We start from the raw sequence: 13,211 nt of genomic DNA, 5'->3' as shown, positions 1-13,211 counted from the left end.
TAGGCCGTGCCGCTTAAGACCGCGCTAACTCGACCGTCATCCCGGCGAAAGCCGGGATCCAGGGTCACAAGCGATGTCCTGTTTGGCCCTGGATCCCGGCTTCCGCCGGGATGACGGTTGGAATAGGGGATGACCGCAACTCTTCGGGGACCTCCATTGACCATCAAGCCGCTGCGCAAGGCCGTGTTTCCCGTGGGCGGGCTCGGCACCCGCTTCCTGCCCGCGACCAAGGCGATGCCCAAGGAGATGCTGCCGATCGTCGACCGGCCGCTGATCCAGTACGCGGTCGACGAGGCGCTGGAAGCCGGCATCGAGCAGATGATCTTCGTCACCGGCCGCGGCAAGACCGCGATCGAGGACCATTTCGACATCGCCTATGAGCTCGAGACGACGATGAGCGGCCGCGGCAAGTCGCTGGAGATACTGGAGCCGACGCGGCTCGAGCCGGGCGCGGTCGCCTATGTCCGGCAGCAGGAGCCGCTCGGGCTCGGCCATGCGGTGTGGTGCGCGCGCGACATCGTCGGCGACGAGCCGTTCGCGGTGCTGCTCGCCGACGATCTGATGGTGGGGGAGCCGGGATGCCTCAGGCAGATGGTCGACGCCTATCATCGCGTCGGCGGCAACCTGATCTGCGCGCAGGAGGTGCCCGACGACCAGACGCACATGTACGGCATCATCACGCCGGGCGCGCGCGACGGGGCGCTGACCGAGGTGAAGGGGCTGGTCGAGAAGCCGGCGTCCGGCACCGCGCCGTCCAACCTGTCCGTGATCGGACGCTACATCCTCCAGCCGGAGGTGATGCGTGTGCTTGAAGGACAGGAGAAAGGGGCGGGCGGCGAGATCCAGCTCACCGACGCGATGGCGCGGATGATCGGCGAGCAGCCGTTCCACGGCGTCACCTTCGCCGGGCAGCGCTTCGATTGCGGCGACAAGGCGGGCTTCATCCAGGCGAACCTGGCGCTGGCGCTCGCCCGCGACGACATCGGCCCCGCGGTGCGCGGGTTCGCGCGCGAGCTGATCGGCTAAACCGTCACCAGCCGATCCTCGGCCAGGTCGGCGAGCAGGCTGACGAGGCCGCCGGCCTCGGCGAAGTCGGGGAGCGGCAGCGCGTGGGCGGCGAGGCCGGTCTGGCAGGCGATCAGGGCGACGCCCAGCTCCAGCGCCGTGTCGACCAGCTCCGAGCGCGCCAGCAGCGTCACCGCGGCTTCGTGACAATAGACGCGCACGCGTCCGCCGAGCGCGGCCTCGGCACTCGCCAGCATCAGCGCGGCGCGCCAGCGCTCGGGATCGGCGGTGGTGACGACGACGGTCAGGCCGCGCACGTCGGGCATCCGGGGTCCTTGGGCAGTGCCACCGTGCGGACGCGCAGCGACAGCGCGTCCACCAGCAGCAGCTTGCCGGCAGGGTCGTCGCCGAACGGGGCGACAGCGCGGATCGCTTCCAGCGCTGCGAGGCTGCCCATCACGCCGGCGAGGGCGCCGAGCACGCCGGCTTCGGCGCAGCTTTCCTCCGGGCGGTCCTCGGGGTGGCCGACCAGGCAGCGGTAGCAGGGCTTGCCGGCCTCCCAGCCGCGATAGACGGCGAGCTGCCCCTCGAATTGCGCGACCGCGGCCGAGACCAGCGGGACGCGCAGGCGCAGCGCCGCATCGGCGACCGCGCCGCGCGTCGCGAAGCTGTCGCTGCCGTCGAGGATCGCGTCCGCGCCGGCGAGCAGCCGTTCGGCATTGTCCGTATCGATCCGTTCGTGAAGGGGAAGCAGTTCGACATGCGGGTTGAGCCGTGCCGCCGCGTCCGCGGCGGCCTCGACCTTCGTCCGGCCGATGTCGCCGGTGCCGAACAGCGTCTGGCGTTGAAGATTGGCTAGGTCGACCGCATCGTCGTCGATCACCGTCAATCGTCCGACGCCGGCGGCGGCGAGATACTGGATCGCCGGCGAACCGATGCCGCCGGCGCCGATCAGCGCGACATGCGCGGTGCGGAGCCGCATCTGCCCGGCACCGCCGAACTCGCGAAGCACGATGTGCCGAGCGTAGCGGTCGAGCTCGGCGTCGGTGAGGGTCATTGCCCTACTGCGAAGGTGACGGTGGCGCGATACCAGCCCTCCGGCGCCGCGCGGAGGTTGTTGCGGGCGAAGCTGGTGACGAGGCCGGCGGCGAACTGCTCGACCGTGGGGCAGTCGATCGCGCGCGGCACCGCGACGCGCACCGTGCCGTCGGCGCGCACCAGCACCGCGACGTCGACATCCACCGCGGCCTTGCCGTCGGTCCGCTTGGGCGGGTTGCAGCGCTTCGCCTGCACCTCGTCTTCGACGAACTGGCTGAGGTCGGCCGTCATCTGCGGCGGCGTGCGCCACGGCAGCGGCGACAGCCGGTCCCAGTCCAGCGTGCCGCCGCCGGGCAGCTGCTGCTGCTGCGCGAGCGCGAGGGACAGGAGGAGGAGGGCGGGGGCGATGCTCATCGTCCGGTCGATCCGAAGCCTCCGTCCCCGCGCGCGGTCTCGTCGAGGCTGGTGACCTCGTCGAGCATGGCGGGCTGGACGGGGGCTGGGACGAGCTGCGCGATCCTGTCTCCGCGCGCGATCGTGAACGGAGCGTCACCGAGATTGGCTAGGATCACCTTTACCTCGCCACGATAGTCGCTGTCGATCGTTCCCGGGGTATTGAGACAGGTGACCCCATGGCGGAGCGCGAGGCCCGACCGCGGGCGGACCTGGACCTCGTAGCCGGGCGGGATCGCCATCGCGAAGCCGGTCGCGACCGCATGGCGCTGGCCGGGCGCGAGCGTCAGCGCCTCGGCCGCAACCACGTCCATTCCCGCCGCGCCGTCGGTGGCATAGGCGGGCGGCGGCAGGTCCTCGCCATGCGGCAGGCGCTTGAGCGCAATGCGGATCGGCGCGAGGCTCACGGCCGCCTCGGCAGCGATGCGGCGAGCCGCCGGAGCGCCGCGATCACCTCGGGATCGTCGAGGATCTCGTGGCCCTTGTCGGGGACGATGCGGAAATCGGTGGCGATGCCGCGCAGCGCCAGCGCCTCGGCATAGCCGCGCGAGAGCGCCGGCGGGGCGATCTCGTCCCTGGCGCCGACGATGATCGCGGTACGGGTGTCGGAGGGGATGCCGCCCACCGTCTTCAACGGATCGAGGCTGTCGACCGGCGCTTCGAACGGCGCCTCGGGGATGCGCTTCTCCATGCCGGCGCGGAACTCGTCGAGCATACAGGGGCAGCCGACCAGCACCAGTCCGTCGACGAGCCGGCCGCGGGTGCCGGCGAGGTCGGCGGCGATCGCCGCACCGCCTGAGTGGCCGACCAGGATGGTGCGGGCGTTCGGATAGCGCTGGCGGAGCGCGGCGATCGTCTGCGCCACCGCGGCGATGCGGTCGGCGGTGTAGTTGTCGCCGGTGGTGAGGCCGCGCTCGCCCGGCGACCGATGGCCGTCGGCGTCGCTGTAGCCGGGACGGAGCACCGCGACCACGGCACTCTCCGGCACTGCGGCGGCGAAGGTGCGGGCGGCGGCATATTGATAGGAGGGCGGCGCGGCCGGCGCGTCGCCGTGGAGGACGACGATCAGCGTGCGCACCGCGTCGCGCGGCGTCTTGCCAAACGTCTCGGTATGGAGCGTCGGCTGCGCCGGCGCGGCGCCGGACGACATCGGCTTCGGCGCACAGGCGGCAAGCAGCAGGAGAGGAACGAAGCTATAGCGCATCGGTGATCCGTTGAGCCAGGCGATGGGCGACATCCTCCTTGGTCATGGGTTCCCAGTCCTCGATCCGGTCGGCGGTGACAAGATGCACCGTGTTCCGGTCGCCGCCCATCACGTCGCCGGAGACGTCGTTGGCGACGATCCAGTCGACCCGCTTGCGCGTGCGCTTCTCGGCGGCACGATCGGTGACGCGCTCGGTCTCGGCCGCGAAGCCGATCAGGAGCCGAGGACGCTGCGGGTGCACCGCCAGCGTGGCGAGGATGTCGGGATTGGACGAGAGCGCAAGCGCGGGCGGGCCGTCGCCCTTCTTGAGTTTGTGCGCGGCGGGCTCGACGCGCCAGTCGGCGACGGCGGCGACCAGCACCGCGGCATCCGCCGGCAGCGCCGCCTCGACCGCGTCGGCCATCTCGCGCGCGGTCTCCACGTCGACGCGCTCGACCCCGGCCGGCGTCGCGAGCGTCACCGGCCCGGCGACCAGCGTCACCCGCGCGCCCAGCTCGGCGAGCGCGCCGGCGATGGCGAAGCCCTGCTTCCCCGACGAGCGGTTGGCGATGTAGCGGACCGGATCGATCGGCTCGTGGGTCGGGCCGGCGGTGACGACGACATGCCTGCCGGCGAGCGGACCCGGGCCGGCGAAGTGCCGCTCGATCGCGGCGAGGATCGCCTCCGGCTCGGGCAGCCGGCCGGGGCCGTATTCGCCGCACGCCATCGGTCCTTCGTCGGGCTCCATCACCGTCACGCCGTCGGCGCGCAGCGTGGCGACATTGCGGCGCGTGGCGGCGTGCTGCCACATCCTGACGTTCATCGCCGGGGCGGCCAGCACCGGCTTGTCGGTCGCCAGCAGCAAGGTGGTGGCGAGGTCGTCGGCGATGCCCGCGGCCATGCGCGCGATCAGGTCGGCGGTGGCGGGCGCGACGACGATCAGGTCGGCCTGGCGGCTGAGCTGGATATGGCCCATCTCGGCCTCGTCCTTGAGGTCCCAGAGCGTCGTGTAGACCTGGTCCTCGCTGAGCGCCGCCAGCGTCATCGGGGTCACGAAATGCTGCCCGCCCTCGGTCAGCACGCAGGTGACGCGCATCCCCGCCTTGCGGATCAGCCGGACGAGCTCGCAAGCCTTGTAGGCCGCGATGCCGCCGCCGACGATGAGCAGGATGCGCCTCATGGCGCTATCCTCTGGACGCGGACGCGGCGCCTGTCGAGCAGCGCATGGGCGAGATCGCGCAGCCCGTCGGGCGCGAACGCCAGGCCGACGAGGATCATGGGCGCAACCATCAGCCCCCAATAGAAGCTGTCGGGCTGGACGAACAGGCCGAGCGCGAGCGCATAGGCCGAGAAGGTCGCGAGCGCCCTCAGCGCCAGCGGGTCGCGCCAGCAGGCCCAGCCGAACAGCGCCAGCGCCACCAGCGGCCCCGCGACCGCCAGCGGCAGCAGCTGAAGCGCCGTTACCGCCGCGACCGAATGCACGAAGAAGCCGAAGCCGAGCATCCCCGCCCAGTCGGTGACCGCGGGGTCGAGCGGCCCCATGACCTGCGCTACCCCATAGGCATGGGCGACCAGTGCGGCGGCGAAGATGACGAGCGCGCCGAGCCAGCCGAACGCTTCCCCGCGCCGGCGCTCGATCAGCGCCATGCCCGCCATCACCAGCACGTAGAGCGCCGCCGTCTCGCGCACCAGCATCGCGAGCAGCGCGATCGCGACGGGGGCCAGCCAGCGCGTCGGCGTGCGCAGCGCCAGCGACAGCGCGACCAGCTGCGCCGCCCATAGTTCATGGAGAGCGATGAGGTCGGTGTTGACGAAGGTGGCGAGCCCGCCGGCCAGCAGGACGACCGCCGAGAGCCGCGCGGGCGTCCGCGGCAGCGCCCGGCTGAGCCGCACCCACCAGGCGGCCGCCACCGCGACCGCGAGCAATCCGAGCAGCCCGACCGCCGCCAGGCGCGGCAGCTCCGCCTGCAGAATGCTGTGCGCGGGCAGGCGGAAGGCGGTGAACGGCCGCAATGGATAGCCTCCGGCGCGCAGGGCATCCGCGGTGAGCTGGTAATAGTCGCCGCCCGCGCGTAGCCCGTCGATCACGCTCTCGTAGAGCGCAAGCGGACCCAAGGCATTGAGGCGCTGGCCGTCGTCGGGCGAAGGCAGGGGCGCGGCCAGCGCGGTGAGGCTCGCCGCGATCAGCACCACGAGCGCCGCGACCACCCAGAGCGCACGCCGCCGCGACAGGCCGGCGAACCGGCTCGAATGGGCGAGCCAGAGAGGGGGGAGGGGACGGGGCTTAGCGCGTGGCATAATACTCAGCCCAGCCACCACATCACCCCTGCGCCTGCCGCCGCCGAGAGCGCGGCGACCGCAACGTAGCGCCAGCCGCCGCCGACCCGCACCACCTCGATCTCGCGCAGCGGCGGGGCGGGGGGGGCGCCGCCCGGCGGCGGATAGCGGCGCTCGATGTTGCGGATGAGGTCGGGCAGGCGGGCGAGGGTGCGCAGATCCTCGACCAGCCGGTCGGCGAGCGCCGCCTCGGGGCCCAACTCGGTCCTGATCCATTCGCCGACGAAGGGTTCGGAGACCTCCCACATGTTGATGTCGGGATCGAGCGCGGTGGCGACGCCTTCCACCACCACCATCGTCTTCTGGAGCAGCAGGAGGTGCGGCTGCGTCTGCATGTCGAAGTCGCGGGTGATGTTGAACAGCCCGTCGAGCATCTGGCCGACCGACATGTCCTTGACCGGCAGCCCGCGCATCGGCTCGCCGACCGCGCGCAGCGCGGTGGCGAACTCGGCGACATTGTGGTGCGGGGGGACATAGCCCGCCTCGAAATGGATTTCGGCGACGCGGCGATAGTTGCCGGTGATGAGGCCGTAGATGATCTCGGCCAGCCACACCCGCGCACGCCGGTCGATCCGGCCCATGATGCCGAAGTCGATCGCGGCGATGCGGTCGCCGGGCAGCGCGAACAGATTGCCCTGGTGAAGATCGGCGTGGAAGAAACCCTCCGCGATCGCCTGGCGCAGGAAGGCGCGCACCAGCTTGCCCGCGAGCAGCTTCGGGTCATGGCCGGCGGCGATCAGCGCCTCGCGGTCCGACAGCTTGATGCCGTCGACCCACTCGAGCGTCAGCACCTTGCCCGAGGTGCGCTGCCAGTCGATCGCCGGGACGACGAAGTCGGGCTCGGCCTGCATCCCCTCGGCGAGTTCGCTGGCCGAGGCGCCCTCGCGGCGCAGGTCGAGCTCGCGCGCGGTCCAGCGCTTGAAGGTGGCGATGACGAGGCGGGGGCGCAGCCGCGCCGCCTCGCCGCCCATCGCCTCGACCTGGGCGGCCGCCCATTCATAGGTGTCGATCGCCCTGGTGAACTCGGCCTCGACGCCCGGGCGCAGCACCTTGACCGCGACCCGGCGGCCGTCGGTGGTGACGGCGCGGTGGACCTGCGCGATCGAGGCGGCGCCGATCGGCACGTCCTCGATGCTGGCGAACAGCTCGCCGACCGGGCGGCCGAGGCTCGATTCCATCACCCGGCAGGCGGCCTCGAACGGGACCGGGGGCAGCGCGTCCTGGAGGCGCATCAGGTCGCGCGCGGCCTCCTCGCCGACCAGGTCGGGACGGGTGGCGAGCGTCTGGCCGAGCTTGATCGCGGCGGGGCCGATCGCCTGGAAGGCGTCGGCGTAGCGCGGCACCGTCGGCACCCGCGCTCCGAAGCGGGCGATGCGGGCGAGCCGGCGCACCGGCGGCGGGGTGTTGGGGTCCTGCTCGATGCCGCGCAGCGCGCCGTGGCGCGCGGCGATGCGGCCCCATTTGAGCAGGCGCCAGAGGTGGATGACTGGGTGGGTCATATATCAAAATCCTCCCCGGCACGGGGAGGGGGACCGCCGGCCGCAGGCCGGTGGTGGAGGGGGCAGGCAGCGAGCGAGTCGCCGGTGGAGGGCCCCCTCCACCATGCTTCGCATGGTCCCCCTCCCCGTGCCGGGGAGGATCTTGCGGCCGCCATCAAATCTTCCAGCCCGAATGGATCGCCACCAGCCCGCCGAGGATCGGCTCGGCATGGGTGCGGACGAAGCCGGCCTCGCCGATCATCGCCTCGAACCGCGCCATGTCGGGGAAGCGCCGGATCGATTCGATCAGGTAGCGATAGCTGTCCTCATCGTTCGCGAGCAGCTTGCCGAGCTTGGGCACCAGATGGTGCGAATAGGCGTCGTAGGCGTCGGCGAATCCCGGCCACAGCGTGGTCGAGAACTCCAGGCAATAGAAACGCCCGCCCCGCCGCAGCACGCGATGCGCCTCGCGGAGCGCCGCCGGGATGTCGGTCACGTTCCGGATGCCGAAGGCGATGGTGTAGGCGTCGAAGAAACGGTCGGGGAACTGGAGCGTCTCGGCGTTCGCCTCGGTCCACACGAGGCCGTCCATGCCGCGCTGCTGGGCGCGCTCCATGCCGACCTCGAGCATCGCCGGGTTGATGTCGGCGACCGTCACGCTCGCGCCGCTCCTCGCCAGGCGGAAGGCGATGTCGCCGGTGCCGCCAGCCATGTCGAGGATCTGCTCGCCCGCGCGCGGCTTCACGCGGCGGACAAAGCGGTCCTTCCACAAGCGGTGCATCCCGCCCGACATGGCGTCGTTCATCAGGTCGTAGCGGCCGGCGACGCTCGCGAACACCTCGCCGACGCGGCGGGTCTTCTCGGTGGGGGCGATGTCCTCGTAGCCGAAGGAGACGGTATCGGGCATGAGCCGCCCTCTAGCCGCAGCCTGCGAGACAAGCAAAGGCGCGGCATCGATGGAGTAACGATGCCCGAACTGCCCGAAGTCGAGACCACCGTCCGCGGCCTGCGCCCCGTGCTGGAGGGCCAGCGGATCGCCCGGGTGACGCTGCGCAGGCCGGACCTGCGGCGGCCGATGCCGGAGGATCTGGGGCAGCGGCTGACCGGCGCGACGGTGACCGGCCTCTCCCGGCGCGCCAAATATGGCCTGATCGATACCGATCGCGGCGATACTCTGGTCTTCCACCTCGGCATGTCCGGGCGCTGGCGGGTCGATCCGGCGGAGCTGCTGCCGCACGATCATGTCGTGCTGGAGACGGGGGCGGGACACCGACTTGCGCTCAACGATCCGCGGCGATTCGGTTCGCTCGACCTGGTGCCGACCGGGGAACTGGCGGACTGGCCGGCGTTCCGGGCGCTCGGGCCGGAGCCGCTGGGGCCGGCGTTCACCGCCGATCACCTGGCGCGCGTGCTCGCGGATCGGATCGCGTCGATCAAGGCGCTGCTGCTCGATCAGCGCGTGGTGGCGGGGCTCGGCAACATTTATGTCTGCGAGGCGCTTTACGAGGCGCGGATCGCGCCGACGCGGCCAGGCGGGCGAATCACCGCGCCCGAACGCGCGCGGCTGGTGCAGGCGGTGCACGAGGTGCTGGAGGCCGCGATCGAGGCGGGCGGCTCGAGCCTGCGGGACTATGCGCGGCCCGACGGCGAGCTCGGCTATTTCTCCAAGCAGTTCAAGGTGTATGGCCGCGAGGGCGAATCGTGCGGATGCGGCGGCAGCGTCGTGCGCCATGTCGAGGGCGGCCGCTCGACCTTCTGGTGCCCGAAATGCCAGCGCTGACGGTTGACCAAAGGGCGGCGTCTCGCTAAGGGCACCGCCTTTCCGCGGCCCTGCCGGCCGCATCCAGGAACAAGCAGGAACGGATACGACATGGCGAATACGCCACAGGCGAAGAAGCGGATTCGGCGCAACGAGCGTCGCGCGGAGATCAACGGTGCGCGCGTGAGCCGCATCCGCACCTTCGTGAAGAAGGTCGAGGCCGCGCTCGACGCCGGCGACAAGGCCGCCGCGGCCGTCGCGCTCGCCGAGGTCCAGCCCGAGCTCGCCCGCGGCGTGGCGAAGGGCGTGTTCCACAAGAACACCGCCTCGCGGAAATTCTCCCGCCTCAACAAGCGCGTCGCCGCGCTCGCCTGACGCTGTTTCAGACGGACCTGATCAGCCCCGCCGGGAAGCATCCGGCGGGGCTTTCGGCGTTCGTGAACAGCAGGTGAACACTGTAACATAGGTTTCACAGAAAAGTCAGGATTCGCCGCGATTCGCGAGACCGAATTTCGAGAAATTCTGGCTAAGATACCGTCCTGAAAGCAGAAATGAAAAAATCCGACGGGAATCCGTGAGTCAACATCTATATTTCAGAATCTTGACATGAGTCGGGCTTGATCGACTCACGCAGACGTACCTAAACAGTCCTTCCGGGCCGCAATCTGCCGTCCCGGCACTCACATTCCAGCGTTCTGCAGGCGGATGGCGATTCCGGCTGTGGGGAGCTTTGTCGGCTGAAAACAGGGGCGCGGGGGTGCACCGCGACCTAGAACATAAAGGGTTTATGCACGTGAGCGGGATGGCTTTGAGGCGCGAGGGGTTGGACGATGCGGTGGCAAAGGCCTGGAACCGGGTGCGAACGAACCTCCGCCATTCGGCCGGCCAGCGCCTGTTCGACCAGTGGCTCAAGCCCGCGGTCCTGATCGAGGGCAGCGACTCCGAATCCATCCGCCTCGGCTTCCCTTCGGCGTTCGTGACGACCTGGGTGAAGAGCCATTATGCCGACCGGCTCTTCTATGAGTTCCGCGCGATCCTGCCGGAGCTGCGCTCGGTCTCGATCGAGACGCTGAGCGACACGCGGCCGCAGCGGGTACTGACGGTCGATTCGCCGGCGCCGGCCGAGCTGCCCGAGCGCGCGCCGGTCAAGCGCGGGCAGGTGCAGAGCTTCGATCCGCGCTTCACCTTCGACCGGTTCGTGGTCGACCAGTCGAACCGCGTCGCCTTCAACGCCGCCAAGCTGCTGGCAGAGCCCGGCACGCCGCGGTTCAGCCCGCTCTACCTCCACTCGACCACCGGGCTCGGCAAGACGCATCTCATGCACGCGATCGGCCATGCCTTCAGCGAAGCGTGCCCGGACGCGGCGGCGCTCTACATGTCGGCCGAGCGCTTCATGTTCGAGTTCGTCCATGCGCTGCGCAACCGCGACACGCACGCGTTCAAGGCGAAGCTGCGCTCGGTCGACCTGCTGATGATCGATGACCTGCAGTTCATCGCCGGCAAGGACTCGACGCAGGAGGAGTTCTTCCACACCGTCAACGAGTTCATGAGTGCGGGCAAGCGGCTGGTGATCGCGTGCGATCGCTCGCCCAACGTGCTCGACGGCATCGAGCCGCGGCTGCTGAGCCGGCTCCAGTCGGGGCTGGTGGCGGACATCAAGGCGCCCGAGCCCGAGCTGCGCCGCGCGATCGTCGCGCGCAAGCTCGAGGACATGCCCGACGCGCGCGTGCCGGAGGAGGTGCTGGAACTGCTCACCGGCCGCATCACCGGCAGCGTGCGCGAGCTCGAGGGCGCGCTCAACCGCGTCGTCGCCTATGCCCAGCTGATCGGGCAGCCGATCACGCTCGACTTCGCGGTCGAGACGCTGGGGGAGGCGCTCAACGGGCCGCAGCGGCGCGTGACGATCGACGAGATCCAGAAGGCGGTCTCCGCCCATTTCGACCTGAAGCCGGTCGACCTGCTCTCCGCCCGCCGCGCGGTGGCGGTGGCGCGGCCGCGGCAGATCGCGATGTACCTCGCCAAGCGGCTCACCACCCGGTCGCTGCCCGAGATCGGCCGCAAGTTCGGCAACCGCGACCATTCGACCGTGATCCATGCGGTCAAGCGGATCGAGGAGCTGCGCGCGAAGGACGCCGAGATCGACGGCGCGGTGAAGGCGCTGATGCGGGTGCTGGAGCGGTAGTAGGGTCGCGGCCATCTGCCCGCCCGTCACCCCGGCGAAGGCCGGGGTCCACCATGCCGCAAGTTCGATCCAAGAGCCTCTTGCTACACAGCCAGCCTCGCGGTGGACCCCGGCCTTCGCCGGGGTGACGGGTATGGCGCCCCGTGCCGATCACCGATTGAACGCAAGCCTCGGGAAGCGGCATGACCGGCCGTCCGCTATCTCGTTCCGGACGATGCAATCGGAGGAACGAACGATGGTCGACACATTCAAGACGATCGACTCGCCGGTCGGCGAGCTGATGCTGGTCGCGAGCGACAAGGGTCTCGCGGCAATATTATGGGAAGGTGACGATCCCGCGCGGGTGCCGCTCGGGACGATGGTCGAGGCGGCGGATGATCCGCTGCTGTGCGAGGCCGCGCGCCAGATCGATCGCTATTTCGCGGGCGAACTCAAGGCATTCGACCTGCCGCTCGATTTCCGCGGCACCGATTTCCAGAAGAGCGTGTGGGCGGCGCTGCTGACGATCCCGTTCGGCGAGACGCGCAGCTATGGCGAGATCGCCCGCCAGCTCGGCCGGCCGAGCGCCTCGCGGGCGGTGGGGGCGGCCAATGGGCGCAACCCGATCTCGATTATAGCGCCGTGCCATCGGGTGATCGGGAGCAATGGAGCCCTCACGGGCTTCGCCGGCGGGCTGGAGGCGAAGGCGATGCTGCTGCGGTTGGAAGGACGGGGGGCGGCTTGAGGCCCGGCTTAAGCCCCTCCCCTGAAGGGGAGGGGAGATTAGAGATTCAAGCCCATCGCGTCCTGCGCCGCTCTCAGCGTCGGAGCGGCGAGCGTGGCCGCCTTCTCCGCGCCCTTCGCCAGCACCGCCGACACCGCGGCGCGATCGTCGAGCAGGCGGGTCAGCCGCTCGCGGATCGGGCCCAGCACCGACACCGCCAGGTCCGCCAGCGCCGGCTTGAACCGGCCGAAGCCCTGTCCCGCATATTCCTCGACCACCGACTGCGGCGTGCGGTCGGCGAGGGCGGCGAAGATCGTCACCAGGTTGCGCGCCTCGGGACGATCGGCGAGCGCATCGAACGAATCGGGCAGCGGATCGGGATCGGTCTTCGCCTTGCGGAACTTGGCTGAGATGTCGTCGTCCGAATCGACCAGATGGACGCGCGACATCTCCGACGGGTTGGATTTGGACATCTTCGCCGTCGCGTCGCGCAGGCTCATGATGCGCGGCGCCTCCTGGCTCACCATCGGCTCGGGGAGCGGGAAGAGCTCGACCCCATAGTCGGTGTTGAACTTGGTGGCGATGTCGCGGGCGAGCTCCAGATGCTGCTTCTGGTCCTCGCCGACCGGCACGTGCGTGGTCCTGTAGAGCAGCACGTCGGCCGCCATCAGCACCGGATAGTCGTAGAGGCCGACGCTGGCGCCCTCGCGGTCCTTGCCCGCCTTGTCCTTGAACTGGGTCATCCGGTTGAGCCAGCCGACCCGCGCGACGTTGTTGAGCAGCCAGGCGAGCTCGCTGTGCGCGGGCACGCGCGCCTGGTTCCACAGGATCGAGCGTTCGGGATCGATGCCGGCGGCGATCATCGTCGCCGTCATCTCGATCGTGTTGGCGGTGAGCTCCCTGGGATCGATCCACTGGGTGAGGCCATGGAGGTCGGCGATGAAATACATCGTCTCGCCGCCCTGGGCCGCGACCTCGTCCTGCATCCGTACCCACTGCTTCACCGCCCCCAGGTAATTGCCGAGATGGAGATTGCCGGTGGGCTGGATGCCGGAAACGACGCGCATTATGGT

15 protein-coding genes are annotated in these 13,211 nt (G+C 70.1%); 5 read left to right on the top strand and 10 right to left on the bottom strand.

All coding sequences use genetic code 11. The features are described from left to right. Positions 1-156 precede the first annotated feature (156 nt). Complete coding sequence (gene galU, locus ACMGER_RS13795; protein ID WP_436812706.1) at positions 157-1,026, top strand: UTP--glucose-1-phosphate uridylyltransferase GalU; 870 nt, start codon at positions 157-159, stop codon at positions 1,024-1,026. Here the strand turns inward: galU and ACMGER_RS13790 are convergent. From ACMGER_RS13790 to ACMGER_RS13750, 9 genes are all read right to left on the bottom strand, one after another. Next, a complete protein-coding gene (locus ACMGER_RS13790; RefSeq protein WP_436812705.1) occupies positions 1,023-1,331 on the bottom strand; it encodes a peroxiredoxin in 309 nt (102 codons plus the stop codon). The two genes, galU and ACMGER_RS13790, sit on opposite strands and share 4 nt — an antisense overlap. Next, positions 1,310-2,062: a HesA/MoeB/ThiF family protein gene (locus ACMGER_RS13785; RefSeq protein ID WP_436812704.1), complete on the bottom strand. Its 753-nt coding sequence runs from the start codon at positions 2,060-2,062 to the stop codon at positions 1,310-1,312. Before ACMGER_RS13785 ends, ACMGER_RS13790 begins: the two co-directional genes overlap by 22 nt. Further along, complete coding sequence (locus ACMGER_RS13780) at positions 2,059-2,457, bottom strand: hypothetical protein (RefSeq protein ID WP_436812703.1); 399 nt, start codon at positions 2,455-2,457, stop codon at positions 2,059-2,061. Before ACMGER_RS13780 ends, ACMGER_RS13785 begins: the two co-directional genes overlap by 4 nt. After that, positions 2,454-2,903, bottom strand: coding sequence for a dUTP diphosphatase (gene dut, locus ACMGER_RS13775; RefSeq protein WP_436812702.1), 450 nt, complete (start codon positions 2,901-2,903; stop codon positions 2,454-2,456). Before dut ends, ACMGER_RS13780 begins: the two co-directional genes overlap by 4 nt. After that, the gene (locus ACMGER_RS13770) at positions 2,900-3,700 is read right to left on the bottom strand and encodes an alpha/beta hydrolase family protein (protein WP_436812701.1); all 801 of its coding nucleotides are present in this window, start codon (positions 3,698-3,700) and stop codon (positions 2,900-2,902) included. Before ACMGER_RS13770 ends, dut begins: the two co-directional genes overlap by 4 nt. Then, a complete protein-coding gene (coaBC, locus tag ACMGER_RS13765; RefSeq protein WP_436812700.1) occupies positions 3,690-4,859 on the bottom strand; it encodes a bifunctional phosphopantothenoylcysteine decarboxylase/phosphopantothenate--cysteine ligase CoaBC in 1,170 nt (389 codons plus the stop codon). Before coaBC ends, ACMGER_RS13770 begins: the two co-directional genes overlap by 11 nt. Further along, positions 4,856-5,977 carry a hypothetical protein gene (locus ACMGER_RS13760; protein WP_436812699.1) on the bottom strand — a complete coding sequence of 374 codons (1,122 nt, stop codon included), beginning with the start codon at positions 5,975-5,977 and terminating at the stop codon, positions 4,856-4,858. The genes coaBC and ACMGER_RS13760 overlap by 4 nt, the downstream gene beginning before the upstream one ends. A 5-nt stretch (positions 5,978-5,982) precedes the next feature. Continuing rightward, positions 5,983-7,515 carry a 2-polyprenylphenol 6-hydroxylase gene (gene ubiB, locus ACMGER_RS13755; protein WP_436812698.1) on the bottom strand — a complete coding sequence of 511 codons (1,533 nt, stop codon included), beginning with the start codon at positions 7,513-7,515 and terminating at the stop codon, positions 5,983-5,985. 154 nt (positions 7,516-7,669) lie between these two features. Continuing rightward, positions 7,670-8,401 carry a class I SAM-dependent methyltransferase gene (locus ACMGER_RS13750; RefSeq protein ID WP_436812697.1) on the bottom strand — a complete coding sequence of 244 codons (732 nt, stop codon included), beginning with the start codon at positions 8,399-8,401 and terminating at the stop codon, positions 7,670-7,672. Between the two features lie 60 nt (positions 8,402-8,461). On the opposite strand from ACMGER_RS13750, the gene mutM reads away from it, so the two are divergent. From mutM to ACMGER_RS13730, 4 genes are all read left to right on the top strand, one after another. After that, positions 8,462-9,274, top strand: coding sequence for a bifunctional DNA-formamidopyrimidine glycosylase/DNA-(apurinic or apyrimidinic site) lyase (gene mutM / locus ACMGER_RS13745; protein ID WP_436812696.1), 813 nt, complete (start codon positions 8,462-8,464; stop codon positions 9,272-9,274). A gap of 90 nt (positions 9,275-9,364) precedes the next feature. After that, positions 9,365-9,628: a 30S ribosomal protein S20 gene (rpsT, locus tag ACMGER_RS13740; RefSeq protein ID WP_436812695.1), complete on the top strand. Its 264-nt coding sequence runs from the start codon at positions 9,365-9,367 to the stop codon at positions 9,626-9,628. Between the two features lie 427 nt (positions 9,629-10,055). Beyond that, the gene (gene dnaA / locus ACMGER_RS13735) at positions 10,056-11,435 is read left to right on the top strand and encodes a chromosomal replication initiator protein DnaA (RefSeq protein WP_436812887.1); all 1,380 of its coding nucleotides are present in this window, start codon (positions 10,056-10,058) and stop codon (positions 11,433-11,435) included. Positions 11,436-11,670: 235 nt separating this feature from the next. Continuing rightward, positions 11,671-12,159, top strand: a complete 489-nt coding sequence (locus ACMGER_RS13730; RefSeq protein ID WP_436812694.1) for a methylated-DNA--[protein]-cysteine S-methyltransferase — start codon at positions 11,671-11,673, stop codon at positions 12,157-12,159. Positions 12,160-12,197: 38 nt separating this feature from the next. Here the strand turns inward: ACMGER_RS13730 and trpS are convergent, their stop codons facing one another. Further along, positions 12,198-13,205, bottom strand: coding sequence for a tryptophan--tRNA ligase (trpS, locus tag ACMGER_RS13725; protein ID WP_436812693.1), 1,008 nt, complete (start codon positions 13,203-13,205; stop codon positions 12,198-12,200). Between the last annotated feature and the right edge of the window lie 6 nt (positions 13,206-13,211).

It is taken from the genome of Sphingomonas astragali (assembly GCF_051400615.1).
Lineage (GTDB): Bacteria > Pseudomonadota > Alphaproteobacteria > Sphingomonadales > Sphingomonadaceae > Sphingomonas.
Note: the sequence above shows the minus strand (reverse complement) of the source record. Positions and strands in the feature narration are given on the sequence as shown.